Source organism: Streptomyces rishiriensis (genome assembly GCF_030815485.1).
GTDB classification, from domain to species: Bacteria; Actinomycetota; Actinomycetes; order Streptomycetales; family Streptomycetaceae; genus Streptomyces; species Streptomyces rishiriensis_A.
In genome coordinates, this window is sequence record NZ_JAUSWV010000002.1 from 682,443 (window position 1) to 706,387 (window position 23,945).

23 protein-coding genes are annotated in these 23,945 nt (G+C 72.0%); 17 read left to right on the forward strand and 6 right to left on the reverse strand.

The window, feature by feature from the left end; genetic code table 11:
* Window positions 1–26 precede the first annotated feature (26 nt).
* A complete protein-coding gene (locus QF030_RS05380; protein ID WP_307167475.1) occupies window positions 27–1,778 on the forward strand; it encodes an RICIN domain-containing protein in 1,752 nt (583 codons plus the stop codon).
* 5 nt (window positions 1,779–1,783) lie between these two features.
* On the opposite strand, the gene QF030_RS05385 is transcribed toward QF030_RS05380, so the two are convergent.
* Window positions 1,784–2,686: an alpha/beta hydrolase gene (locus tag QF030_RS05385; RefSeq protein ID WP_307161490.1), complete on the reverse strand. Its 903-nt coding sequence runs from the start codon at window positions 2,684–2,686 to the stop codon at window positions 1,784–1,786.
* A 362-nt stretch (window positions 2,687–3,048) separates the two neighbouring features.
* Here QF030_RS05385 and QF030_RS05390 point away from each other — a divergent pair, with 362 nt between their 5' ends.
* From QF030_RS05390 to QF030_RS05405, 4 genes are all read left to right on the forward strand, one after another.
* Complete coding sequence (locus tag QF030_RS05390; RefSeq protein ID WP_307161491.1) at window positions 3,049–3,423, forward strand: hypothetical protein; 375 nt, start codon at window positions 3,049–3,051, stop codon at window positions 3,421–3,423.
* Between the two features lie 212 nt (window positions 3,424–3,635).
* Window positions 3,636–4,004: an ArsR/SmtB family transcription factor gene (locus QF030_RS05395; protein ID WP_307161492.1), complete on the forward strand. Its 369-nt coding sequence runs from the start codon at window positions 3,636–3,638 to the stop codon at window positions 4,002–4,004.
* Window positions 4,005–4,023: 19 nt separating this feature from the next.
* Entirely contained in the window at window positions 4,024–4,476 is a 453-nt protein-coding gene (locus QF030_RS05400) for a DUF3500 domain-containing protein (RefSeq protein ID WP_307161493.1), read from the forward strand.
* Window positions 4,473–4,940 carry a hypothetical protein gene (locus tag QF030_RS05405; RefSeq protein WP_307161494.1) on the forward strand — a complete coding sequence of 156 codons (468 nt, stop codon included), beginning with the start codon at window positions 4,473–4,475 and terminating at the stop codon, window positions 4,938–4,940. The genes QF030_RS05400 and QF030_RS05405 overlap by 4 nt, the downstream gene beginning before the upstream one ends.
* A 4-nt stretch (window positions 4,941–4,944) precedes the next feature.
* Here the strand turns inward: QF030_RS05405 and QF030_RS05410 are convergent, their stop codons facing one another.
* Window positions 4,945–5,172, reverse strand: coding sequence for a hypothetical protein (locus QF030_RS05410; protein ID WP_307161495.1), 228 nt, complete (start codon window positions 5,170–5,172; stop codon window positions 4,945–4,947).
* A 411-nt stretch (window positions 5,173–5,583) separates the two neighbouring features.
* Between QF030_RS05410 and QF030_RS05415 the strand changes: the two genes are divergently transcribed.
* From QF030_RS05415 to QF030_RS05440, 6 genes are read left to right on the forward strand one after another with little or no spacing between them, the layout of a single operon-like run.
* The gene (locus QF030_RS05415) at window positions 5,584–7,029 is read left to right on the forward strand and encodes an ATP-binding protein (protein ID WP_307161496.1); all 1,446 of its coding nucleotides are present in this window, start codon (window positions 5,584–5,586) and stop codon (window positions 7,027–7,029) included.
* Window positions 7,026–7,448 (forward strand): roadblock/LC7 domain-containing protein, encoded by a 423-nt coding sequence (locus QF030_RS05420; protein ID WP_307161497.1) that lies wholly within the window; start codon window positions 7,026–7,028, stop codon window positions 7,446–7,448. Before QF030_RS05415 ends, QF030_RS05420 begins: the two co-directional genes overlap by 4 nt.
* Window positions 7,445–7,810, forward strand: coding sequence for a DUF742 domain-containing protein (locus tag QF030_RS05425; RefSeq protein ID WP_307161498.1), 366 nt, complete (start codon window positions 7,445–7,447; stop codon window positions 7,808–7,810). Before QF030_RS05420 ends, QF030_RS05425 begins: the two co-directional genes overlap by 4 nt.
* A complete protein-coding gene (locus QF030_RS05430; protein WP_307161499.1) occupies window positions 7,779–8,405 on the forward strand; it encodes a GTP-binding protein in 627 nt (208 codons plus the stop codon). Before QF030_RS05425 ends, QF030_RS05430 begins: the two co-directional genes overlap by 32 nt.
* Before the next feature lie 38 nt (window positions 8,406–8,443).
* Complete coding sequence (locus QF030_RS05435) at window positions 8,444–9,646, forward strand: cytochrome P450 (protein WP_307167476.1); 1,203 nt, start codon at window positions 8,444–8,446, stop codon at window positions 9,644–9,646.
* Window positions 9,643–10,866 (forward strand): cytochrome P450 family protein, encoded by a 1,224-nt coding sequence (locus tag QF030_RS05440; RefSeq protein ID WP_307161500.1) that lies wholly within the window; start codon window positions 9,643–9,645, stop codon window positions 10,864–10,866. Before QF030_RS05435 ends, QF030_RS05440 begins: the two co-directional genes overlap by 4 nt.
* Window positions 10,867–10,981: 115 nt before the next feature.
* On the opposite strand, the gene QF030_RS05445 is transcribed toward QF030_RS05440, so the two are convergent.
* The 3 genes from QF030_RS05445 to QF030_RS05455 all read right to left on the reverse strand — a co-directional run bounded on the left by QF030_RS05445 (window position 10,982) and on the right by QF030_RS05455 (window position 14,993).
* The gene (locus QF030_RS05445) at window positions 10,982–12,517 is read right to left on the reverse strand and encodes a PucR family transcriptional regulator (protein WP_307161501.1); all 1,536 of its coding nucleotides are present in this window, start codon (window positions 12,515–12,517) and stop codon (window positions 10,982–10,984) included.
* A gap of 127 nt (window positions 12,518–12,644) precedes the next feature.
* Complete coding sequence (locus QF030_RS05450) at window positions 12,645–14,231, reverse strand: MFS transporter (RefSeq protein WP_307161502.1); 1,587 nt, start codon at window positions 14,229–14,231, stop codon at window positions 12,645–12,647.
* Window positions 14,232–14,519: 288 nt separating this feature from the next.
* Window positions 14,520–14,993 carry a MarR family winged helix-turn-helix transcriptional regulator gene (locus QF030_RS05455; RefSeq protein WP_307161503.1) on the reverse strand — a complete coding sequence of 158 codons (474 nt, stop codon included), beginning with the start codon at window positions 14,991–14,993 and terminating at the stop codon, window positions 14,520–14,522.
* A 248-nt stretch (window positions 14,994–15,241) separates the two neighbouring features.
* Here QF030_RS05455 and QF030_RS05460 point away from each other — a divergent pair, with 248 nt between their 5' ends.
* From QF030_RS05460 to QF030_RS05475, 4 genes are all read left to right on the forward strand, one after another.
* The gene (locus QF030_RS05460) at window positions 15,242–15,892 is read left to right on the forward strand and encodes a TetR/AcrR family transcriptional regulator (RefSeq protein WP_307161504.1); all 651 of its coding nucleotides are present in this window, start codon (window positions 15,242–15,244) and stop codon (window positions 15,890–15,892) included.
* 9 nt (window positions 15,893–15,901) lie between these two features.
* Complete coding sequence (locus tag QF030_RS05465; protein WP_307161505.1) at window positions 15,902–16,522, forward strand: L-threonylcarbamoyladenylate synthase; 621 nt, start codon at window positions 15,902–15,904, stop codon at window positions 16,520–16,522.
* Between the two features lie 141 nt (window positions 16,523–16,663).
* On the forward strand, window positions 16,664–17,419 hold the full coding sequence (locus QF030_RS05470) for a dienelactone hydrolase family protein (RefSeq protein WP_307161506.1): 756 nt from the start codon (window positions 16,664–16,666) through the stop codon (window positions 17,417–17,419).
* 240 nt (window positions 17,420–17,659) lie between these two features.
* On the forward strand, window positions 17,660–18,895 hold the full coding sequence (locus QF030_RS05475; protein WP_373428737.1) for a glycoside hydrolase family 64 protein: 1,236 nt from the start codon (window positions 17,660–17,662) through the stop codon (window positions 18,893–18,895).
* A gap of 89 nt (window positions 18,896–18,984) precedes the next feature.
* Here the strand turns inward: QF030_RS05475 and QF030_RS05480 are convergent, their stop codons facing one another.
* Window positions 18,985–21,387, reverse strand: a complete 2,403-nt coding sequence (locus QF030_RS05480) for a M4 family metallopeptidase (RefSeq protein ID WP_307161508.1) — start codon at window positions 21,385–21,387, stop codon at window positions 18,985–18,987.
* A 388-nt stretch (window positions 21,388–21,775) separates the two neighbouring features.
* On the opposite strand from QF030_RS05480, the gene QF030_RS05485 reads away from it, so the two are divergent.
* Entirely contained in the window at window positions 21,776–22,618 is an 843-nt protein-coding gene (locus QF030_RS05485; RefSeq protein WP_307161509.1) for a class I SAM-dependent methyltransferase, read from the forward strand.
* Between the two features lie 441 nt (window positions 22,619–23,059).
* On the forward strand, window positions 23,060–23,884 hold the full coding sequence (locus QF030_RS05490; protein ID WP_307161510.1) for an MHYT domain-containing protein: 825 nt from the start codon (window positions 23,060–23,062) through the stop codon (window positions 23,882–23,884).
* The last annotated feature ends 61 nt before the right edge of the window (window positions 23,885–23,945 follow it).

Consider the following 23,945-nt stretch of genomic DNA (forward strand, 5'->3'; position numbering starts at 1 on the left):
TCGGAACCGTCGTCGCGGCGTCCGCGATGCTGGCGATCCCCATGACGGGCGCGCAGGCGTACAACCCGACGGGCGGGATCCTCTACCAGCTCGGCAGCGAGCCGTGCCTGAAGGGGCGGGGCAACTGCGCCGTCTACCCGAAGTCGGCGGAGCTGCCGGGCGGGCGTCTGGTGGCGTCCTTCGAGAAGTCGACGGTCGTGACGGCGACGGGCAGCGCCGACCGGCAGACCCTCCCGGTCTACAAGAGCGACGACCACGGGACGACCTGGCAGCCGCTCTCGGAGGTCAGGGCTCCGGCGTATCTGTCCGGCGACGTCACGTACGCGAAGTACACGAGCAACTGGACGAACCCGTACCTGTACGTCCTTCCGCAGGACGTCGGGAACCTGAAGCAGGGCACGCTGCTGCTCGCGAGCGTCGTGTCGGGCGACGACGCCTACTACAAGGAGCGCAAGGCGGCCGACCCGAACTGGACGCCGACCAACGACGGCGACCGCAAGGACCTGGCCATCGCCCTGTACTCCAGCACCGACGACGGCGCGACGTGGAAGGTCGAGAACGTCGTCGCCACCGGCGGCTGGCAGGGAGGCAGCGCGGGTGCGGTGGGCCAGAACGTCGCCGCGGCCAACACGAGCCGGCAGGTGGACCCCGTCTGGGAGCCTTACCTGATGGTCCACAAGGGCAGACTCGTCTGCTACTACTCCGACGAGAACGACTACACCGGGTTCGACGCGGCCACCGGTGTGCCGACACTCGACCCCGCCAACGACACCGCCACGGACTCGCACGGCCAGATCCTCGCCCACCGGACCTGGGACGGGCGCGCGGCGCGGTGGAGCGATCCCGTCGTGGACGTCGCGGGACTCGCCCAGGACATGGGCGGCGGCAAGACCGAGATCGGCGGCGGGCGCCCGGGCATGGCGAACGTCGTCCGGACGACCGACGGCAAGTGGCTGCTGACCTTCGAGTACTGGGGCGGGGGCGTCAACACCAAGTACGTGCTCGCCGACGACCCCCTGAGGTTCTACGCCGGCCCCGCCACGGGCACCGGCGTCACCACCCTGCCGCTCGACGCCGGCTCGCACGCCCTCGCGACGGGCGGCAGTCCGGTGCTCGTCAGGCTGCCCGGCGGCCGCCTGGTCTACAACGCCGCGGGCAGCGGCAACGTCTGGGTGAACGACAGCGGGCGCAGCGACAGCACGTGGAAGGAGTACCAGACGACCTCCCCGGCCGCCTACAGCCGCGATCTCCAGTACGTCGAGGGCACCGGACGCGTCGTGATCCTCAACAACCAGGGCACCTCCACGATCGCCTACGCCGAGGTCGACCTCGGCCACTCGGACGGCGCCTACTTCCAGTTGGTGAACCGCAGGACCGACCAGGTGATCGGCACCGGGAACAGGACGAACGACGCGAACATCGGCAACGCGGACGTGCCCGACGTCCGGCTCGAGGCCCCGGGCTCCGCGGCGAACCCGGACACGCAGTACTGGCACCTGACGACCGAGCCGAACGGCGGCGTGAGCCTGCTGAACAAGTCGGGCGGCCGGGCGGCGGCCATCTGGACCGGCAACGCCACGGCCGGCCAGAAGATCGGCCAGTGGGTCGACAACAGCGCCACCGGCAGCTGGACCCTCGTCAAGACCGCCGACGGGTTCTACAGGCTCCGGTCCGTCAAGAACACGAACCTGTACCTGACGGGTGCCTCCGCCGGAGCGCAGCTGACCCTTCAGACCGCGCTCACGGACGGCTCCCAGGACTGGGAACTCGTGCCGTAGGGGTCTCAGACGGAGAGGTCGGCGAAGGCGGCGCGCAGGGTGGTGGCCATCAGTTCGATGGCCTCCTTCCCGGCCGGTACCGGGCCCGTGTGCGTGAAGTAGTGGTCGACGCCTTCGAAGACGCGGTGGGTGACCGGGACGCCCGCGGCCTTCAGAGCCTCGGCGTAGGCGTCGCCCTCGTCGCGCAGCCGGTCGTTCTCCGCGGTGACGACCAGAGCGGGCGGCAGTCCGGCGAGGTCGTCGGCCAGCCCCGGCGAGACGAGCGGATCGGCGCGCCCGGCCGGATCCTCGACGTAGGCGCCGGTGAAGATCCGCATGAGGGAGGGGGTGAGCAGCGGCTTGGCGATGCGGGACAGCTTGGCGGCCGGATCGGCCACCATGTCGAGGGGGGCGGAGTCGAGGATCTGCAGGCGCGGCGAGAAGGCGCCGCGGTCCCTGGCCGTACGGCACACCGCGGCCGTCAGGTTGGCACCCGCGCTGTGTCCGCCGACAGCCAGCCGCGAGCCGTCCCAGCCGCCCGTGTCGCCGTTGGCGGCGATCCACGCGGTGACGTCGTAGGCCTGGGTGACGGCGGCGGGGAACGGCCGCTGCGGCGCGACGGCGTAGTCCACGTTGACGACGACGCAGCCGGCCGTGGCGGCTATGTATCGGCACAGGTGGTCGTCCTGCTCGGGACGCCCGACGATGAACCCGCCGCCGTGGAAGTTGACGTAGACGGGGGCGGGCGTGTCCGCCGCGCCGGACGGGCGGTAGACGGTGCAGGTCACCGGCCCGGCGCCGGTCTCCACCTGGAGCGTCCCGGCAGGCCCGGGGAGGTCGGTGAACCGCAGGTCCTTGTGCACGCGGGCCATCATGGCGCCGAGCAGCAGCTGGACGGCCCTGGCCTGGAATCTGGTGGTGAGAGGCATGATCGGTCCCGTCCTCGCGACGCGGAATCAACAGGATTCCTGATAGTGGGGGTCATCCTGCACCCCGCCGGGCCGCGAGCGCCACTCCCTGCGCGTCATCTCACAGGGCCGGGACGCCGACGACGGGACGCCCGGGCACGGCGCGACGCGAGGCGCGACGCGATCACGCGTTCCCCGACCGCGTCCCCGATCCGCTCAACTCCCGTACGTACGCGTTCAAAAGGCATCAGCGCTCCACCTGTTCCGAAGCTCCTGGGGCCAGTCCCGAAACGCGTCACCCCACCGGGGGACACGCTCCGTACGTTCGGTGGACCAGCGGGGCCGGAGGAGCCCGGCCCGCGCGAATCGGCAGGAGAAGCGCCATGGCGAATCTGGAGGTCTCGATGAAGGAGACGATGACCGCGATCGAGGGGGCGGTGGGGGTCGCCGTCGTGGACTACACGAGCGGCATGGCACTCGGCACGCTCGGCGGAGGCAAGGACCTCGATCTGAACGTGGCCGCGGCCGGCAACACCGACGTGATCCGTGCCAAGGTCCGCACCATGGAACACCTGGGCCTGAAGGGTGAGATCGAGGACATCCTGATCACGCTGGCGAGCCAGTACCACCTCATCCGGCTGCTCAAGGGCCGTGGCGGCAGCGGGCTGTTCCTCTATCTCGTCCTGGACCGCGGCCGGTCCAACCTGGCCATGGCCCGTCACCAGCTCAAGCGGATCGAAGCCGAGCTCGAGGTGTAGCCGACCGGACTGCCCGCGGCTTCGCATGCCCTCGAATTGAACATTTCTTCATCTCGAGACATCCAGATCAGCGCATCACACGGGTGTGCGGAGCCCGCAGCCACCAGGATCGTGACGCAGCACGTGGCGCGCGGCGGCGTACGGCCGGCCGGGCGGGCCGCCGCGCCATCGCGCACCACGCACCGTACGCGGCAGGGAGCGAGCGAGAGATCATGCAGGTTCCCCTCTACCAGGCCAAGGCCGAGTTCTTCCGCATGCTCGGACACCCGGTCCGCATCAGGGTCCTCGAACTGCTCCAGGGCGGCCCCGTCGCCGTGCGTGACCTGCTCGCCGAGATCGAGATCGAACCGTCCAGCCTGTCCCAGCAGCTGGCGGTGCTGCGCCGCGCCGGGATCGTGGTGTCGATCCGCGAGGGCTCGACGGTCAGCTACGCACTCGCGGGCGGTGACGTGGCCGAGTTGCTGCGGGCCGCCCGCCGCATCCTCACCGAACTCCTCGCGGGGCAGAACGAGCTGCTGGCGGAACTGCGCCAGGCCGACCTGCCGCTGCCGGTACCGCAGGGCGGCACCGGACGGACGTGACGCTTCAGGTGTCCTTCGAATGAAGGAGGTCGAGGACCACCTCGACGACACCTACTTCTACTGGATCGGCGAGACCGAGGACTCCTCGGCCTTCTACTACCGCGTGCACAGCCCGGTCGCCCTCATCGGGTACGACGCCCGGTCGCCGCTCGCCTACGGCACCGAGGACAGCGACGGCGGCGGCATGGGCGGACCGGGCGGAACCCCGGCCCAGCAGCACATCCACACCGTCATCCGCACTCCCAACGGCGGCGACTACGGCGTTGACCTGCTCAAGCCGCACCTGGAGAACGACCACCAGCGGGTCAAGCCGGCGGCGCGGGACGGGCCGGGCCCGAACAGCGGCTCGGTCCTCGAACGAAGAACACCCAAACGCCACGGTTCGCCACCCCTTCCGCCACGTAGAAATATCTACCAGCATGCATATGCCCGGCATGCGGTCGGGGGTGGACGTCACTCGGAGCCGACATGAGCGATGCGATGTGGACGCGCGGCGTGGAGTGGCTCGCCGCCGCCGCGACGGACCCACGGCTGTGCAAGCGGGAATGGGACCAGGGTGACGGAATCACCCTGCTGGAGGCCGGCCGCTATTGGGACGTCCTCAGCGTGCCGGACCGGCTCGGTCTGCTCACCCTGGATCTGCTGTGGCAGGCGTCCCGCCCCGTCCCGGGACCCACACTCGTGGACACCGCGGCACACCGGGTCGGGTTCTTCCTGCCGCCGGATCCCGGTACCCGGTGGGTCGGCGCGGGGCTGAGACGCGCGGGCCGGGGCTCCTGGGTGGCGGTTCCCCCGCCCTACCGGGCGGCGCGGTTCGTGGAGTGGCTGGTACCGCCGGACGGGACCGGGACACTGCACGCGCCCGTCACGCTCGAACTGGCCCTGCGCCAGGCGAACGGCACCCTGGCCGTGCTGACCCCGATGTGCGGCCGCTGACGGGTCACGGGCGGTACGTGCCGTCCTCGTCACGGCGCAGACGGCGGACCGAGGACGAGGCCACGCACGGCACGTCCGGGCGGGCGGGCACCGTCCGGCCGCGGGCCCGCCACTCCGCGACGAGCCGGGTGTAGATCGGCACCCGGCACCCGGGCCGCTCCGCCCACAGGGCGGCGTGAAGGAGGCCGGACGGGCAGTCGGCGCGGGGCGGTGCGGGCGGAGGTCGGTCCATGCCCCGCCCAACGGGGAGGAGCGCGCCGGTGGTACGCGCGGCCGCCGCGCGCTCACCGGCACGGGTGAGCGCGGCCCCCGTTCGGAGGCCCCCGGTCCGATCGCAGGACCGGCCGCCGCCGAAGGACACGGGCCGGGGTGACCACACGGTCCCGTCGCCCCGCACCCGGCCGACGGTCACCACGTGACCGACAGCGGTGACACGGTCATTCAACTCGCTTGCCACGCAAGGCAATTCAGACAGTCGGCGCAGAAGCGAACAGATACCGGGCACTTGGGGAGGCAAGTCTCACTCAACCGTGCGGGATCGATCGATGACGGTGTGTACTGTGCTGCGAGTGCCCGGTCCGAGCCCATCGGATCCACCTCTGCCCTGAGCACCGAGACGCCGACCCTCCCTGGAACCGAATCGATGATCGAATTACCGGACCTGGTGGCCGGCGGCCTGGCCGCCGGCACGCTGTCCGCGCTCGCCCTCGGCGGCGGCTTCCTGCGACTGCGGCGGCAACAGACCCGGCAGCGCGCGGAGCTCGCCGCGCTGCGCACCCGACTGGACGGGTCCCTGCGGGCGTTCACGGCGGAGGTCGAGCATCTGGCCGCCCGACGGGTGCCCGCCGCCGCCCGCCAGGTGGCCCATCCGCACGTGGCCGAACCGGGCCCGCTCCAGCCGCTGACCACCGGCACCCCCCTGGGCATCGCCCTGGAGAACGTGGTGCTGGCTCTCCAGTCCGAGGTGGCCGCGCAGCGCACCCGGGTCGACGCCGCCGCGCAGGCCGGGATGCGCGGCGCCACCCGGGAGATACAGGCGGCCCTGTACCGGCTCCAGGACGCGCTGCGCGGTCTCCAGCAGCGTTACGACGAGCCGGAGTTGGCGCAGACGCTGTTCCGGCTGGACCACGAGAACGAGCAGTCGCTGCGCCGCGCGCAGGTCACCGCCGTGGTGTGCGGGGCCTGGGTCGGGCTGGCGCGCGAGGAGTCACACCTGGTGGACGCGGTGACCGGCGGCCAGGCCCGGCTCGCGGGCTACCACCGGGTCCGGGTCCACAATCACCTCGAGACCGGTACCGCGCTGGTCTCGCACGCCGTCGAGCCGGTGGCCATCATCGTCGCCGAACTGCTCGACAACGCGCTCAGGCACTCCGCCCCGGACACCGACGTCGTGGTGAGCCTGGAGCACGTCCACCACGGCGTGTGCGTCACCATCGACGACGCCGGTCTCGGCATGACGCGGGACGAACGCGACCGTGCCCGGCGGCTGGTGGCCGGCGACGACCCCATCCTGCTCACCGACCTGGGCGATCCGCCACGCATGGGGCTGGCCGCCATCGGCCGTCTCACCCGGCAGTTCGACCTGGGCGTCGACGTCTCCTCGACCTCGCCGTACGGCGGCGTGCGCGCGGTGCTGCGGGTCGACAGCCATCTCCTCAGCCGTCTCGACCCGGTCGACCGGCCACCGGCCGCGAGCGCGCCGCGCACGACCCGCAGGGCCGCGGCCGACCGGCCCGCGCCCTCCCACGCGTACGGCACGGAGACCGGCGCCCCCGAGGCGGCACCGGGGCACCACGAGCTGCCCAACGCCGACGGTTTGCCCCAGCGCCGTCGCCGCACCCGGGCCGCCGCACCCGAAGAGAGCCCGGCGCACAGACCCGCGCACAGACCCGCGCAAGGACCCGTGCGGGGACCGGAGGAGGCCGCGGCCGCGCTCGGCGCGCTCCAGTCCGGCACGGCGGCGGCCCGCGCCGCCGCCGGGAACACCGGAGCCGGCGACCCCGGGAGCACTCCGGCGGACCGGCCCGGTGAGAACGACCGCACAGATCACACAGACCACACCGACATCGAGGGGGAAGCGGCGAGATGACCAGCCGTCATACGGGCGACACGGCATGGGTGCTGGATCCGATCCTGCAGGTGCCGCACGTGCTGGCCGCCGTCATGCTGACCAGGGACGGACTGGTGACGGGTTACACCGACGCCCTGTCACAGCCGTCGGCCGAGCGGGTGGCCGCCATCACCAGCACCGTGCAGGGCGCCTGCCGGACCGCGGCGGCCGCGTTCGCCGACCGGGAACGGGCCGAGGTACGCCAGATCGTCATCGAGTCCGACCTCGGCTATGTGCTCATCGTGCCGACCGACCACGGCACCTGCGTGGCCGCGTACGGCGACGGCGAGACGCGGCTGGACCTGCTGGCGCACCGGGTCCACTCCCAGGTGGCGCGCCTGGGCGAGAAGGCCATGGCGGCCGGACCCCGGGGAGCCGACGACAACCCGCCCGCATGACCCGCCGCCCGGCCGGCCGGCCGCTCGTCCCCGCCTACCTGTCGACCGGAGGTGTGGCCCGGCCCAGCCGGCCCCACCTGGAGCGGCTGTCGGTGCTCGCCCGCAGCGGGGAACCGCTGCCGGGCGGTCTGCCGGCCGCCGAACTCGCCCTGCTGGACACCTTGGAGAGCGGCTCGCTGGCGGTGGTGGAGGCGGCCGCGCTGCTCAGGCTGCCGGTCTCCGCGGTGCGGGTGCTGGCAGCCCACCTCGTCGACCGGGACCTCGTTCTCGCCCGTGCGCCGATCCCGCCCGCCGCACGGTTCGACCCCGACCTGCTGAAGAGAGTGGCCGATGGCCTCCGCGCCCTCAGACACCGCCCCTAGCGCCGGCGCGCCCGGCGCCGTCCACCGCCCCGACACCGCCCGCGATCTGGTCAAGATCCTGGTCGCGGGGCCGTTCGGGGTGGGCAAGACGACCCTCATCGACTCGGTCTCCGAGATCCGGCCGCTGCACACCGAGGAGCACCTCTCCGAGGCGTCCGCCGAGGTGGACGACCTGGCCGGGGTCCGCGACAAGTCGACGACGACCGTCGCCATCGACTTCGGCCGGATCAGCCTGCCCGGTGACGTCGTGCTGTACCTCTTCGGCACGCCCGGACAGGAGCGCTTCCGCGCACTGTGGGACGACATCGCCTACGGGGCGCTCGGCGCGCTCGTCCTCGTCGACAGCCGGCGCCTCGACGCGTCGTTCGACGTACTGGGCCTGGTCGAGGAGAGCGGGCTGCCGTACGCGGTGGCCTTCAACGCCTTTCCCGACGCGCCCCGCCACCACGGTGCGGAGCGGCTGCGTCAGGCGCTGGACCTGGAGCCCGGGACGCCGATGGTGACCTGCGACGCGCGGGACCCCGGCTCGTCGATCGACGCGCTGCTCGCACTCGTGGACCATCTGATCGGACGTGCCCCCGAGGAGGCCCGGTGACCACCCGTCCCGCGGACCGGCGCAACGTCGCGCGCCCCATGGCGGTGCGGCTGTGGGAGGACGGCTTCGCGGCCGACCCGCACCGCTACTACCAGGCGCTGCAGACCCAAGGCCCGGTCGGCTGGGCCGAGTTGGCGCCGGGTGTGCCGGCGTACGTGATCACCGACCGGCGTGCCGCGCTGGACGTGCTGCACGACGAGGAGACGTTCTCGCACGATCCGCGCGCGTGGGAGTCGACCGTCCCCGACGACTCGCCGGTGCTCGGCATGATGCGGTGGCGTCCCAACGCCCTGTTCGCCGACGGGGCCGCGCACGTCCGCTACCGCACCACCCTCATCGACGTCTTCGACCTGGTGGAACCGCACGACCTGCGCGGGCGGGTGCACCGGGCGGTGCGGCTGCTGGTGGGCCGGATCGGGCCGCGGGGCGAGGCCGACCTGGTCGGCGACTTCGCCGAGCCGCTGATGGCACTGGTCTTCAACGACCTGTTCGGCCTGCCGGAGAGCCAGGGCGACCGGCTCCACTCGGGCGTGGGCAAGATGATGGAGGGCGGCGACCGGGCGACCGTGGGCGAGGCGGAGTACGCGCAGTACGTACTGGACCTCATCGCCGCCAAGACCGAACGGCGCGGCGACGACCTGCCGAGCCGGCTGCTGGACCACCCGGCCGGGCTGACCCGGGAGGAGGTCACCTGGCAGGTGTTCCTCACCCTCGGCGCCGGATACGGCCCGACCGCGAACCTGCTGTCCAACACCCTGTCGAGGATCCTCGGCAACCCGCTCTACTACTCGACCCTCACCGACGGCGCCCGCCCCGTCATGGACGCGGTGGTCGAGGTGCTGCACCACGAGACGCCGCTCGCGAACTACGGCATCTACTACGTCCGGCGTCCCGTCGCCTTCCACGGGGTGTGGCTGCGCGAGGCGGTGCCCGTCGTGGTGTCGTACGGGGCGCTCGGGATCCTGGCCGAGCGGGCGGACACCGAGGGCCGGCACCCGAACGACGCCTCGCACCTGTCGTGGGGGGCCGGAGCGCATGCCTGTCCGGTGAAGCAGCACACGCTGCTGCTCGTCACCGAGGCGATCGAACGACTCACCCAGTGGCTGCCCGACCTCGATCCGGTCGTGCCCCGCGATCGGCTGACCTGGCGGCCCGGCCCGTTCCACCGCTCGCTGACCGCGCTGCCCGTCCGCTTCAGCCCCCGCTCCCCCGCTGCCGAACCCTCAGGAGTCCGTTCGTGACCGTGACCGACCGCATCGTCCTCGACCCGTTCGGCACCGATGTACACGCCGAGAGCGCCCGGTTGCGCGCCCTCGGCCCGATCGTGCCCGTGGAACTGCCCGGCGGCATCCCGGCCTGGGCGCCCACCGGATACGACACCCTGAAGGCGCTGATCCTGGACCCGCAGGTCAGCAAGGACCCCCGGCGGCACTGGCGGCAGTGGGCGCAACTCGGCGAACACCCCTCCTGGGGCTGGATCCTGGGCTGGGTCGGCGTGATCAACATGCTCTCCACGTACGGCACCGACCACGCGCGGCTGCGCAAACTGGTGGCGCCGAGCTTCACCCACCGGCGCACGGAGGCCCTGCGCACCCGGGTGGAGGCGATCACCGCGGAGCTGCTGGACACGCTCGAGAAGGGCGACGGCACGGTCGACCTCAAGGCGGCCTTCGCGCATCCGCTGCCGATGCGGATCGTCTGTGAACTGTTCGGGGTGCCGGACCATCTGCGGGAGGCCCAGGTCCGGCTGGTCGCGGCCATCATGGACACCACCGACCCGACGCCGGAGCACGCCGCGTACGTCCAGGAGCAGATCGGCACGGTGCTGGGCGGGCTGATCGCGTACAAGCGGGAGCACCCGGGCGACGACATGACGACCGAGCTGATCCGCGTGCGTGACGAGGAGGGCGACCGGCTCGGCGACGAGGAGCTGCTGTACACACTGCTGCTGGTCATCGGCGCGGGATTCGAGACGACCGTGAACCTCATCGGGAACGCGGCGGTGGCGCTGCTGCGCCGGCCAGAGCAGCTGGCGGCCGTCCGCGGGGGTGAGATCGGCTGGGACGCCGTCGTCGACGAGACGCTGCGGCTGCACCCGCCGATCGCCACACTGCCGCTGCGGTTCGCCGTCGGCGACATCACGGTGGGGGGCGTGACGATCCCGGCCGGGGACGCCATCATCACGACGTACGCGGCGGCGAACGCCGATCCGGCGCGCTACGGCGCGGACGCGGACGTGTTCGACGCGGCGCGCGCGGCGGACGACCATCTGGCCTTCGGGATCGGTGTGCACCGGTGCATCGGGGCTCCACTGGCCCGGATGGAGGCGCTGACGGCGCTGCCCGCGCTGTTCGACCGGTTCCCCGGCCTGCGGTTGGACAGCGGGGCCGCGGAGCTGCGACAGGTGCCCTCGTTCATCGCGAGCGGCTGGCAGGAGATCCCGGTCCGGCTGCTGGGCTGAGGCACGGGGGTGCGACCGGTCCCCCGTTCCGGTCGTACCCCCGCCGCTCCTCGAACGTACGTGCCGGGCGAGCGGCTGGGAATCGTGTCGATGCCCGCTCCGGCCGCCGGAGGACTCACCTGTGCACAGGTGGGTCCGGATGGCCCGATTCCGTCCGCTGGGGGGATTCGTGCAGGTCGGGCTGGTCCAGGTCGCCCGCCGCCACATGGGCCAGGACGACCTCGTACAGGTCGCTGCCGGCCGCGAGGAGCTGGCGTTCGAGGACCGGTTCGGCGCTGCGGACGTGTTCGCGGACGGTCTGCGCGTGCACCCCGAGCAGCTGGGCGGCGCGTTCGGCGTTGCCGCCGGCGGCGATCCAGGCGCGCAGCGTGCCGCGCAGGTCCCGGCCGTCGGAGTCGAGGCGGGCCAGCAGTTCCCGTGCCCAGACGCGCAGGGCGGGGCCGCCGAGCAGCTCGCCGAGCCGGACGGGGGCTTCCGCGCTCCCCGGCAGGTGCCCGGCAGTGGCGACCTGGGTGTGCAGCGCGAGGTGGACCGCGGCCCGCACGGTGAGGTCGGAGAAGTCGGCGCGCAGCAGGTTCTCGACGCGCTCCATGCGAGCGCGGACGGTGTTGCGGCTGACGCCGAGCACCTTCGCCGCGTTGACGGCGGTGAACTCCAGGCCGAGCCGGGTGGTGGCGAGGAGTTCGGCGCGGGTGTGGTGCGGGAGGCTGTCGAGGGGCCGCAGCAGCCGGGTCGTCCAGGTGCGCAGAACCTCGGGGTCCATCAGGCGTTCGGGGTGGGTGCGTTCGGCGTAGACGGCCGTCCTGTCGGGGCGGAAGCGGGCGACGGCGAGGGCGCTGACGGCCTGTCCGTAGGCGGTGGCGGTGCGGGCGAGGCTCTGCAGGGCGCTGCCGCCGAGGACGGCGCCGGCGTACCGGTGGCACAGGGCACGCAGGGCACGGCCCGCGGTGTCGTTCGGGACGACGACGATGACATGGCCGTCCATGGCGGGACAGCGCACGACGAGCGCCTGGTCGTCCGTCGCCGCCACGCAGGCCGCCGCGAGACGGTCGCGGTCCTCAGGGCCGGTCTCGACCACGTAGACGCATGCGGTGTCGGTGTCGAGCAGACCGGGCCACAGGCCCGCGGCGACGCGGCGGGCGGCGACGGTGTCCTCGACCATCAGCAACTGGAGGATGGCCAGGCGCAGGTCGGCGGTGGCGCGGGCCAGCCGGTGTCCGGTCGCGGCGGTCTCCCGCGCGCGCAGCAGGAGTTCGAGAACGCCCACGGTGTGCGTGACGATGGCGGAGGCGCGCCGGTCGAAGGGGCTCGTCCGGGTCACGGCGAGCACGCCCGACGAGGCAGGGCGCGGGAGTTCGACCCTGATCAGGCGCACGAACCTGCCCTCGCCCTCCCAGGCGGCGGAGGCGAGCCGGCCACTGGTGACCGCGGCGACCAGGGTCTCGTCCAGCGGAGTGAGCGGTCCGTCGAGCGGGGCGCCCGTGTCGTCGCGCAGGGAGACGGTCGCGTCGAGCGTGTCCGCCAGCCAGTCGAGGACTCTGCGGAGGTCGCCGCCGGTGGGGCGCAGATGTCCGAGGAGTTCCTGCGCCCACAGCGAGTCGGCGCCGTCCGCTTCGTCGGTGAGGGGCTTCCCGTCGTCCCGGCCGGCCATGTCGGCGCTCTCCTCGTCCCTCACGGCCCCGGAGGGCCGAACCAGTCATATCGGTCGGGGACGTTACCTCACACCGGCCGGAACGTCCGCCCGCGGAACACGGGTGCCGCGGGCGGAGCAGCGGAGGTCAACCCGAGGCGGCGGACTTCCTGATGCCGACGGCGGCCAGCACGGCTCCCGCGACGCACAGCAGGCCGGTGACCAGGGAGGCGGCGTGCAGGCCGTTCATGAAGGCCTGGCCGCTGCCCTCGACGACCGCCGCCCTGAGCTGCGTGGGCATGGTGTCCGAGACGGGTGCCACGCCCATCGCGACGGCGTCCGTGGCCTCCTTCAGGCTGTCGGCCGCGGCGGCGGGCACACCGGCTGCGGTGAGTTCGCCGCCGAGGGTGGAGCCGACCCTGGCGCTGATCACGGAGACCAGGACGGAGGTGCCGAGGGCGCCGCCGATCTGGAGGGTGGTGGCCTGGAGTCCGCCGGCCACACCGCCGTCCTGCACGGGGGCGTTGCCGACGATGGCGTCGGAGGAGGCCGCCATCACCATGCCGACTCCGAGGCCGAGCGCGACGAACGGCGGCCACATCGTGGCGTAGGAGGAGTCCGTGGACCAGGTGAGCAGGCCGAAGCAGGCGGCGGCCTGGAGGGCCATGCCGAGCGGCATGCAGAACCGGGCGCCGAAGCGGCCGGTGAGCGCGGCGCCGAGAGGGGAGGCGACCAGCGAGGCGAGGCTCAGCGGGAGGGTGCGGACACCCGCCTCGACGGGTGTGCAGCCGCGGACGTTCTGGAGGTACAGCATGACGAAGAAGACCGCGCCGAGCAGCACGAAGAAGTTGAGCGCGGTGACGACCGTGCCGACCGTGAGCGCGGAACTGCGGAAGAGACGCATCGGCAGCAACGGGTGCGCGACACGGGTCTCGTACCAGCCGAAGAGGACGAGCAGGACGATGCCGGCCAGGATCGCGCCCCAGGTCCCGGCGGATGTCCAGCCCCAGGTCTCGCCCTTGACGACACCGAAGACGACGCTGAGCAGACCGAGGGCGAGGAGGACCACGCCGGGGACGTCGAAGCGCTGGTGTCCGGCGGGGTTCTTGGACTGCGGAAGGACGACGGCGCTGAACGCCAACGCGAGGACGCCGATGGGCAGGTTGATGTAGAACACCGACTCCCAGCTGACGTGCTCCACCAGCAGGCCGCCGACGATCGGACCGAGGGCCGTGGACACGGCGGACACCATGGCCCAGATGCCCACGGCCATGCCGAACTTCTTCGGCGGGAACACCGCGCGCAGCAGGCCCAGGGTGTTCGGCATCAGCAGGCCGCCGAACAGTCCCTGGACGGCGCGGAACAGGATGACGCCCCCGATGGAGCCGGACAGGCCGATGGCGACCGAGGAGATCGCGAAGCCTGCCACGCCGACCAGGTAGAAGGTGCGTCGGCCGAAACGGTCGCCGAGCTTGCCGCCCAGGATGAGGCTGGCGGCGAGGGCGAGCAGGTAGGAGTTGGTCACCCACTGGAGCTGGGCGGTGGAGGCGTTCAGGTCACGGCCGATCGCGGGGTTCGCGATGGCGACGACGGACCCGTCGAGCTGCACCATGAACAGCCCGAAGGCGACCGCGCAGAGCGTGAGCCAGGGGTTGGAGCGCAGCCGGCCGGAGGCCGGGGCCGACGCGGCGGTGCGCGCGGGCACGCCGGAGTGATCCACGGAGGTGGACGGCATGGAGGAGCCTTGTCTGTGTACGGGGTCTTCGACGAGTAGCGGGAGGAGACGGACGGGCGGAGGGCACGGCGTCGCCCCGGGGCGCACACGAGGCTCCCCGGACGGAGAACCGCCGGGGATGCGGGGCCCGGGAGCGAGGAGCCGGGGGACCAGGGGTGGGCAACCGGGGCCGGTCGGTGGACCGCGGTGTGCAGATGACGCGTCAGTGAGCCGCCGTGTGAGGTGACGCGTCAGTGAGCCGCCGTATGCAGGTCACGCGTCAGTTGACCGCGGTGTGCAGGTCACGCGTCAGTTGACCGCGGTGTGCAGGTGACGCGTCAGTGAGCCGAGCGCGTCCAGGGCGGCGCCGAGCGCGCCCATCTCACCCTCGGTGAGGGACCGCAGAGCCTCGGCCAGGAAGGCCGTCTCCAGGTCACCGACCTCGGTGAGGCGCCGGCGGGACGTGGCCGTCAGGTGGAGGTGGGCGACCCGCTTGTCGGCGCTGTCCCGTCGGCGCTCCAGCAGGCCGAGCACGGTGAGCTGGGAGACCAGGGCGCTGACGTTGTTGGGCTTCATCAGCAGGGCCTCGGCGGCCTCGCGCACGGTGGCGCCCTCCTGTCGCGCGACGAACTTCAGCAGCAGGAGCTGCCCCTCGGGGGGCTTGGGGTGCGGGTAGGTGGACGCGACCCGGCGGTCCAGGGCCCGGTGCAGCGCGGGGAGGCGGGCCGCGAGTTCGGCGGCCACGCGGTCGATGTCCCCGGAGGGCGCGCTGATGTCGGACATGACAGAGAGGATAGGTATCCCTTCATACCTATGTCAAAAGAGGTACCCGTAGGCACCGTGTCCCGTCCGGTGCCGTCCGGTGCCGTCCGGTGCCGTCCGGTGCCGCCGCCCTCGTGCCGCCGCCTGCGTGCCACCGTTTCCCGGGCCCTGGCCGAAAAGGTTCGGTGCCGTACGATGTGAGCGTTCACCGGGGGCGCGACCTCGCAGGTCGGCGGCCCCTTTCGCAGTCGACCGGGAGGCGGTCCGACGTGGCCGGTCTGCGCGCCGCCCAGAAGGAGATGACCCGACGGCTGCTGCTGTCGACGGCACTGGAGCTGTTCGAAGCACGGGGCTACGCGGGCACGACGGTCGACGACATCGCGAAGGCCGCGGGCACCACCCGCGTGACGTTCTACGCCTATTTCCCCTCACGGGCCGCGCTGATGAGAGCCCTCGTCGCGGAGCTCGACGAGCTGCTGGAGCGCGGGAGCCCGGCGGAGCCGGGGCCGGCCTCGCCGGCCCTCGTCGCCGTGGTACGGGCAGGCCGGCGGACCGGGTTCGAGGCGTGGCTGCGCGACACCTCCCGCCGCTGGCCGCGGATCCGCCCCTACGTGCTGGCCGCGCACGAGGCCGCGGTGGTCGAGCCGGAGCTGCGCGAGCTGGTCGACCGGTGGTTCGACGAGGTCGTCTCCGCGGTCGAGGCGGGGCTCGCGCAGGCCGGCCGGTTCGACCCGGACTCCCGGCGGCTGCGCGGCTTCCTGGCACTGACCCAGCTCGACCAGCTCGCCCGGCGCTGGATGCGCCACGGCTGGGAGACCGACCCCGCGACGGCACTGGGGCTGCTCGCCGACAGCTGGGAGTTCCTGCTGGGCGAGCCGCGCGACGGTCCTGCGGGGCGGCCGCCCCCCGGCACGGCTTAAGCTCGGCCAATGGCGAAGTACTACGACGTGCACCCCGACAACCCCCAGCCGCGCACCATCACCCAGGTCGCGGCCGCCATCCGGGCGGACGCGCTGATCGCGTACCCGACGGATTCCTGCTACGCGCTGGGCTGCCGGCTGGGCAGCAAGAACGGCATCGACCGGATCCGGGCCATCCGCGACCTGGACGACCGGCACCACTTCACCCTCGTCTGCCAGGACTTCGCGCAACTCGGCCAGTTCGTACGAGTGGACAAGGACGTGTTCCGCGCGATCAAGGCGTCGACGCCGGGCAGCTACACCTTCATCCTCCCCGCGACCAAGGAGGTGCCGCGCATGCTCCAGCACCCCAAGAAGAAGACGGTGGGCGTGCGCATCCCGGACCACGTGGTCACCCAGGCCCTGCTCGCCGAACTCGGCGAACCGCTGCTGTCCAGCACCCTGTTGCTGCCCGGCGAGGACGAGCCGATGACCCAGGGCTGGGAGATCAAGGACCAGCTCGACCACGTGGTGGACGGCGTGCTGGACTCCGGGGACTGCGGCACCGAGCCGACCACGGTCATCGACTTCTCCGAGGGCGAGGCGCAGATCGTGCGGCACGGAGCGGGTGACACCTCCCGGTTCGAGTAGCGCCCGCCGCGCCCCACACCCTGCACCGGGGGTCCCGGAGGGCAGGTGGATGGTGCATGCAACGATGGTCGCGCCCGGCCCCACCGGGCCGGTCGATCGCCAGCCCGTTCGCCGTAGCGCACCAGGCAGAGAGGCACCCCCATGACCTCCGTACAGGGAACAGCCGTGGACATCCGCACCGAGGACGGCGTCGCCGACGCCTATCTCGCGCATCCCGGTGACGGGGCTCCCCGGCCGGGCGTGCTGCTCTACCAGGACGCCTTCGGGCTGCGGCCGCACCTGCGGGCGATGGCCGACCGGCTCGCCGACGCCGGCTACACGGTGCTGGTCCCGAACGTCTTCTACCGGCACGGGCGCGCCCCCGTCGTGGAGTTGCCCGAGTTCATCGACCCGGGCGCGCGTCCGGAGATCTTCGCGGCCCTCGGCCCGCTCATCCGGTCGCTCACCTCCGAGGCGGCCGTGCGGGACGCCGGCGCCTATCTGCGGTGGCTGCGGGAGAGCCCGCTCGTCACGGACGGCCCGGTCGCGCTGACCGGATACTGCATGGGCGCCCGGCTGGTGCTGTGGACCGCCGGCGGGTATCCGGACCGGGTCGCGGCGGCGGCCGGCTTCCACGGCGGACGGCTCGCGACCGACGCGCCGGACAGCCCCCACCTGGCGGCCGAACACATCACGGCGGAGCTGTACTTCGGCCACGCCGACAACGACCACTCCCTGCCGCCCGAGCAGATCGAACGCTTCGAGGAGGCCCTCACGGCAGCGGGCGTCCGCCACACGTGCGAGGTCTACGCCGGCGCCGAGCACGGTTACACGCAGGCCGACACCGCCGCGTACGACGAGAAGGGCTCCGAGCGGCACTGGGCCGCGCTGCTGGAGTTGCTGAAGCGGACCTTCTGAGCACGGAAGCGAACACGGGGACGCCCCCGGCACGAGCCGTGCCGGGGGCGTCCTGCTGCTTGCGCTGCTTCGGCCCCTCGCCGCCCCTGCTCCGACGAATCGGCCGACCGCCCCGGAGGCCTCTGCTACCCGTTCCGCCTTCTGTTCCGGTCTTCGTTCCTGTTTCGGTTTCTGTTTCGGTTTCCGTTCACATTGTTGACATGGGCACAACTCCGGTGCGATTTTGAGAGCGCTCTCAACATGGTACGGACCAACCCCACAGGCCTACCCGCACGGAGGTGGAGAGTGCTCTCAAGGATCACGCTCACGCTCAGAATCGCCGGAGCCGCCGCTCTCGCCGGCGCGCTGCTCTCCCTCGGCCCCCCGGCCCAGGCGGCCGTCCCCGACACCATCCCGCTGAAGATCACCAACAACTCGGGGCGCGGCGAAGCCCTGTACGTCTACAACCTCGGCACCCAGCTGACGACGGGCCGGCAGGGCTGGGCGGACGCGAACGGCACCTTCCACGCATGGCCCGCCGGCGGCAACCCGCCCACACCCGCGCCCGACGCCTCGATCGCGGGCCCGGCCGCCGGGCAGTCCGCCACGATCCGGATGCCCAAGTTCTCCGGCCGCGTCTACTTCTCCTACGGACAGAAGCTCGACTTCCGACTGACCACCGGCGGGCTGGTGCAGCCGGCCGTCCAGAACCCGACCGACCCGAACCGGAACATCCTGTTCAACTGGTCGGAGTACACGCTGAACGACTCCGGGCTGTGGCTGAACAGCACGCAGGTCGACATGTTCTCCGCGCCGTACGCCGTCGGCGTGCAGCGTGCCGACGGGACCACCGTCAGCACCGGGCACCTCAAGGCGGGCGGCTACACCGGCTTCTTCAACGCCCTGCGCGGACAGCCCGGCGGCTGGGCGAACCTCGTCCAGACCCGGTCCGACGGCACCGTACTGCGGGCACTCGCCCCGCTGTACGGGGTGGAGACGGGCGCCCTCCCGGCGAACGTCATGGACGACTACGTCAACCGCGTCTGGCAGAAGTACGCCACGACCACGCTGACCGTCACCCCGTTCGCCGACCAGCCGGCCACCAAGTACTACGGGCGGGTCTCGGGCGGGGTCATGAACTTCACCAACGGCTCCGGCGCGGTCGTGACCAGCTTCCAGAAGCCGGACGCGGCCAGCATCTTCGGCTGTCACAGGCTGCTGGACGCGCCGAACGACGCCGTGCGGGGACCGATCTCCCGCACCCTGTGCGCGGGCTTCAACCGCTCCACGCTCCTGGTCAACCCCAACCAGCCGGACACCACGACGGCGAACTTCTACCAGGACACGGTGACCAACCACTACGCCCGCAAGATCCACGCGCAGATGGCGGACGGCAAGGCGTACGCGTTCGCCTTCGACGACGTCGGGCAGCAGGAGTCCCTCGTCCACGACGGCTCGCCGCGCCAGGCGTATCTGACGCTCGATCCGCTGAACTGATCCGGACCGAACGCGCACGACGACGTCCCGCACGCGGAGGGAGCCCGCGTGCGGGACGTCGTCGTTCTCAGCGGATCGGCCGGTCGGGATCAGCCGGTCGTGACGGCGGTGTCGTCGACGACGAAGCTGGTCTGGAGCGAGGAGTCCTCGACGCCCGAGAACTTCAGCGCCACGGTGGAGCCCGCGAAGGACCCGAGGCTGAAGGACTTCTGGACGTACCCGGTGGCCTTGTTGAGGTTGGAGTAGGTGGCCAGGGTGGTGGATCCGGCGGTGACCGTCAGCTTGTCGTACGCGGTACTGGTGCTGGTCTCGGCCGAGTCGACGTGCAGGTAGAACGTGAACGTGGTGTTGGTGCAGCCGCTCGGGATCGTCACCGACTGCGTCAGCGTGTCGGTGTGGGCCGATCCGTAGCCGTCGAGCCAGGCCTTGTAGGAACCGGTGCGGGCCGCCTGGCTGCTGGAGTTGGTGATCACTCCGCTGCTCGCCGTCCAGGTGGCGTTGCCCGACTCGAAGCCCGCGTTGCCCAGCAGCTGGGTGGCGGTGCAGGAGCCGCCGCCGGTGGAGCTGACCGTCCAGGTGAAGGCCGCGGTACCGGTCGCGCCGGTGCTGTCGGTCACCGTGACGGTCGTGCTGAAGGAGCCGGCCGTGGTCGGCGTACCGGAGATCAGGCCGGTCGAGCTGCTGATCGACAGACCGGCGGGCAGACCGGTCGCGGCGTACGTGAGCGAGCCGCTGTTGGTGCTGCTGGCGGAGATCTGGAGGCTCACCGCGGTGCCGACCGTGGCGGACCGGCTGCCCGGGTTGGTCACCGAGACGCCCGTCGACGGGACGGTGATGTGGCTGCCGACGTTGATGCCGGCGAAGGCGTTGCCGACCCCCGCGTACTGGGCGGAGGTTGCGCCGTAGAGCGCCGAGGCGGCGTTCAGCGCGGCGGTGCGGGCCTGGGCGTACGTGGTGCTGGACGTCATGTACGTCGTCAGCGCCTTGTACCAGATCTGCAGGGCGGCGGCCCGGCCGATGCCCGCGACGGCGACGCCGTCCGAGGTCGGGCTGTTGTAGGTGACGCCGTTGATGGTCTTGCTGCCGCTGCCCTCGGAGAGCAGGTAGAACATGTGGTTCGCCGGACCCGAGGAGTAGTGGACGTCGAGGTTGCCGACGCCGGAGTACCAGCTGTCGGCGGAGCCGCCGTCCTTGTCGGGCTCGTCCATGTAGCGCAGCGGGGTGCCGTCGCCGTTGATGTCGATCTTCTCGCCGATGAGGTAGTCGCCGACGTCCGAGGAGTTCGCCGCGTAGAACTCCACGCCGGTGCCGAAGATGTCGGAGGTCGCCTCGTTGAGGCCGCCCGACTCACCCGTGTAGTTGAGGTTCGCGGTGTTGGAGGTGACGCCGTGGCTCATCTCGTGGCCTGCGACGTCCAGCGAGGTCAGCGCGTGGGTGCTGCTGGTCCCGTCGCCGTAGGTCATGCAGAAGCAGTCGTCGTCCCAGAAGGCGTTGACGTACGCCGTGCTGTAGTGGACGCGGGAGTAGGCGGCGACGCCGTCGTTCTTGATGCCGCTGCGGCCGAAGGTGTTCTTGTAGAAGTCCCACGTCACCTGGGCGCCGTAGTGGGCGTCGACACCGGCGGTCTGGGTGTTGGAGCCGGAGCCCGTTCCCCAGGTGTCGTCGGCGTCCGTCATCAGGGTGCCGGTGCCGGACGTGCCGTTGTTGAGGCTGTACGTCTTGTGCGTGCCGCGCGTGGTGTCGTTCAGCTGGTACGTCGAGCCGGACAGCGTGGTGCCGATGGTGACGGTACCGCTGTACTGGCTGTTGCCGGTACCGGTCTGGACGCCCTCGAACCGGGAGAGCTGCGCGCCGGTGGCTGCGTCGGTGATGACGTGCAGCTTGCTGGGTGTGCCGTCGTCCTGGAGGCCGCTCACCACGGTCTCCCAGGCGAGCTTGGGCGTGCCCTCGCCGGCCCAGATCACCTTGCGCGCGCTCTGGGCGGCGGGGTTCTGCGCGTCGAGCGCCTTGGCGGCCGTCAGGGCCTTGGTCTCGGCGGCGGCCTTGCCGTACGTGGCGGTCGTGGACTTGACCGAGACGGTGCGGCGGTTGTTGTTGAAGGTCGTGCTCACCGTGCCGGCGGCCAGTGAGGCCGGGGGCGTGTGCACGACGAGGTCGCCGCCGAGGACGGGCAGACCGGCGTAGGTGCGCTCGTAGCGCGTGTGCACGGTTCCGTCGTTGTCCTTCACGACGTCCTTGACGACCAGCTTCTCCTGGGCGCCGAGGCCGAGGGACTCCGCCGTGTCCGTCGTCTTCGCCTCGGCGCTCCTGATCAGAGTCGTGCGCTGGGCGGGCGTGAGATCGGCGGCCAGGCCACCGGTGCGCACAGGGCTGGGGTGGGGGGCGGCGGGCAGCGCGGTCGCCGGAACCGTCTGGACACCGAGGGCCACGAGTGCGGCGGTGGAGAGCAGGGCCGCTCCGACCGTGGTCCGCTTGCGGGGGTTGGGTCTCACTCGTTCTCCTACTGCGGCGGCCGCGGGGTACGGCCGGTGACAGACCGGACAGACGGGTGTGCTGCCCGGGACGAGCTGAGTTGTGCGGGACCGTGAGTACGGGAAGGACAACGTGCCGCTGGTGCGCGGCAGTTGGGTGGAGAATGGCAGGCTTGACAGTGGCATGTCAGCCAAAGCCGGACGCTTCGAGGGTTATCCCTCGGTGCCGGACGGCTGCGGAGCCCCATCCACGGTCTCGCTGTGAGCGACCTGTGAGTTCGCTGTCCTGACGGCGGCCGGTGAGCCGGGCGCCCGGCGGCGGGCCGGTCGCGCACCGGTGTGCGCCGCCCGGGCCGTGGGATCATCGGCGACCGGACGAAGGAACATCTCTGCGAGGTGGTGGGCGGACGTGGTGGCCGGGTGGGAGTGGGACGAGACGTTGTTCGCGGGTACCGCAACCCACTACCGGCGGGGACGGCTCCCCTATGCCCCCGGGCTGGCGGACGCGCTGGCCGAGGCTCTGGAACTCGACGGGCGGGGCCGCCTCCTCGACGTGGGGTGCGGACCGGGGATCCTCGCCCTGGCTCTGGTCCACCTGTTCGGCGAGGTCGTCGGCGTGGACCCGGACGCGGGGATGATCGACGAGGCGCGGCGCGAGGCCGCCGGAGCGGGAGTGGCCGGGAAGGCCCGGTGGGTGCGGGCCCGGGCCGAGGACCTGCCCGCGGGTCTGGGGCGGTTCACCGTGGCCACCTTCGGCCAGTCCTTCCACTGGATGGACCGCGCGTCGGTGGCGGCGACCACCAGGGACATGCTCCGGCCCGGCGGGGCCCTGGTGCACATCTCGGATGTGAAGACCGAGACGCTCGGCGTCGACGGTCTGCCGCACCCGGCGGTGCCCGGTGCGGCGATCGGGGAGCTGATCAGGCACTACCTCGGTCCGGTACGACGGGCCGGCCGAGGTGTGCTGCCGCAGGGCACGCCCGGCGGTGAGGCCTCGGTGCTCGCCCGGGCCGGGTTCTCCGGCCCGCGGCGCCGTGTGGTGCCCGGCGGGCAACCGCTCGAGCGCACCGTCGACGACATCGTCGCGGGGGTGTTCTCGATGTCGTTCTCGGCACCGCATCTGTTCGGCACGCGCCGCGACGACTTCGAGGCGGACCTGCGTCGACTGCTGCGCAAGGCCTCCGCATCAGGCCGGTTCTCCGAACGGCGGCCGAGCACGGAGGTCTTCGTCTGGGGCAAGGACGCCCCGTAACGACGACCGGGAGAGCCCCCCGGCCCGCACCCGCAGCCGGCGGCCGGGCTCGCGCAACGGCTGGACGCACTGGGCGCGACGGGAGTCCGGGCGACCTCGGCGCGCCGGGACCGGGGCGCCACCGGCGTCCGGGCGCGCATCGTGAGGGCCGCGGGATCGCGCCGTCGGTCCCGCCCTGCGCAAGGCGCCCTGACACGACGACGTGTGACGTCCGGCTCCCGGGCCCGAGTGCTTCCTGAGGGGCACGCCGAGAGGGCCGGGTCCACGGAGCTGCCGGGCGATCGCGAAGGCCGGGGGCCCCACCGGGGAGGGCCGCCGCATCCTGCGCGCGTGCCGTAGGCGGGGAGTCGGTCGTCGACTCTTGGGAAACGCTTGCTTTTACCGCTCCCCTACCCGTAGACCTGCCTGCACGAACAAGCGTCACTCTGGGGGGAGTTGATGATGGAAGGCACGATCGACGGTTTCCGGTACGGGGTGGTGACCCCGGTGGCGGCCTTTTCGATGGCCTGCCTGGGAGGAGCTCTGGGGCTGCGCTGCATCGTGCGGACACTGCTCAACGGCGGTTCCTGGAAGGCCGGTTGGCTGACGCTGGGAGCCGCGTCGATCGGCTGCGGCATCTGGACGATGCACTTCATCGCGATGATCGGCTTCCAGGTGGAGGAGACACGGATCGGCTACCACGTCGGTCTGACCGTGCTCAGTCTCGCGGTAGCGGTCGTGGTGGTCGGCGTCGGTGTGTTCATCGTGGGCTACCGGGGAGCGGGCCGGGGGGCGCTGTCGCTCGCCGGGGCCGTCACGGGCATCGGAGTCGCCGCCATGCACTATCTGGGCATGGCGGCCCTGCAACTCAACGGCGCCATCGTGTACGCCCCGCTCACGGTGGCGCTCTCGGTGCTGATCGCCGTGGTGGCCGCGACCGCCGCCCTGTGGGCGGCCGTCACGGTCCGCGGGTTCCTGACGAGCCTGGGCGCCAGCCTGGTGATGGGCGTCGCCGTGTCCGGGATGCACTACACGGCGATGGCCGCGGTCAGCGTCCATGTGCACGGAGCGACCTCGTCGTGGGCCGGCGACAGCCACACCTCGCTGCTGCTGCCGATGCTGATCGGGCCGGTGATCTTCCTGCTGATGGCCGGCGTGGTGGTGATGTTCGATCCGCTGCTCGTGCTCGGCGACGGCGAGTGGAGCCGGGCCACCCCGACAGGGCGGGACGGCACGTCGCAGGAGGCGGTCGACCGGCCTGCCGTCCGTCGGTCGTGGAGCGGGTGAGAGGCTCGCGCGAACCCAGCGGCGGGCGGGCCAGCGGGCGTTCGGGCAACGCGTACGCGAC

What these genes read in the sequence shown, in the direction of transcription:
- QF030_RS05380 (WP_307167475.1), top strand. Translation starts at nt 27, where the DNA reads ATGCTGGCGATCCCCATGACGGGCGCGCAGGCGTACAACCCGACGGGC.
- QF030_RS05385 (WP_307161490.1), bottom strand. Translation starts at nt 2,686, where the DNA reads ATGCCTCTCACCACCAGATTCCAGGCCAGGGCCGTCCAGCTGCTGCTC.
- QF030_RS05390 (WP_307161491.1), top strand. Translation starts at nt 3,049, where the DNA reads ATGGCGAATCTGGAGGTCTCGATGAAGGAGACGATGACCGCGATCGAG.
- QF030_RS05395 (WP_307161492.1), top strand. Translation starts at nt 3,636, where the DNA reads ATGCAGGTTCCCCTCTACCAGGCCAAGGCCGAGTTCTTCCGCATGCTC.
- QF030_RS05400 (WP_307161493.1), top strand. Translation starts at nt 4,024, where the DNA reads ATGAAGGAGGTCGAGGACCACCTCGACGACACCTACTTCTACTGGATC.
- QF030_RS05405 (WP_307161494.1), top strand. Translation starts at nt 4,473, where the DNA reads ATGAGCGATGCGATGTGGACGCGCGGCGTGGAGTGGCTCGCCGCCGCC.
- QF030_RS05410 (WP_307161495.1), bottom strand. Translation starts at nt 5,172, where the DNA reads ATGGACCGACCTCCGCCCGCACCGCCCCGCGCCGACTGCCCGTCCGGC.
- QF030_RS05415 (WP_307161496.1), top strand. Translation starts at nt 5,584, where the DNA reads ATGATCGAATTACCGGACCTGGTGGCCGGCGGCCTGGCCGCCGGCACG.
- QF030_RS05420 (WP_307161497.1), top strand. Translation starts at nt 7,026, where the DNA reads ATGACCAGCCGTCATACGGGCGACACGGCATGGGTGCTGGATCCGATC.
- QF030_RS05425 (WP_307161498.1), top strand. Translation starts at nt 7,445, where the DNA reads ATGACCCGCCGCCCGGCCGGCCGGCCGCTCGTCCCCGCCTACCTGTCG.
- QF030_RS05430 (WP_307161499.1), top strand. Translation starts at nt 7,779, where the DNA reads ATGGCCTCCGCGCCCTCAGACACCGCCCCTAGCGCCGGCGCGCCCGGC.
- QF030_RS05435 (WP_307167476.1), top strand. Translation starts at nt 8,444, where the DNA reads ATGGCGGTGCGGCTGTGGGAGGACGGCTTCGCGGCCGACCCGCACCGC.
- QF030_RS05445 (WP_307161501.1), bottom strand. Translation starts at nt 12,517, where the DNA reads ATGGCCGGCCGGGACGACGGGAAGCCCCTCACCGACGAAGCGGACGGC.
- QF030_RS05450 (WP_307161502.1), bottom strand. Translation starts at nt 14,231, where the DNA reads ATGCCGTCCACCTCCGTGGATCACTCCGGCGTGCCCGCGCGCACCGCC.
- QF030_RS05455 (WP_307161503.1), bottom strand. Translation starts at nt 14,993, where the DNA reads ATGTCCGACATCAGCGCGCCCTCCGGGGACATCGACCGCGTGGCCGCC.
- QF030_RS05465 (WP_307161505.1), top strand. Translation starts at nt 15,902, where the DNA reads ATGGCGAAGTACTACGACGTGCACCCCGACAACCCCCAGCCGCGCACC.
- QF030_RS05470 (WP_307161506.1), top strand. Translation starts at nt 16,664, where the DNA reads ATGACCTCCGTACAGGGAACAGCCGTGGACATCCGCACCGAGGACGGC.
- QF030_RS05475 (WP_373428737.1), top strand. Translation starts at nt 17,660, where the DNA reads ATGGTACGGACCAACCCCACAGGCCTACCCGCACGGAGGTGGAGAGTG.
- QF030_RS05490 (WP_307161510.1), top strand. Translation starts at nt 23,060, where the DNA reads ATGGAAGGCACGATCGACGGTTTCCGGTACGGGGTGGTGACCCCGGTG.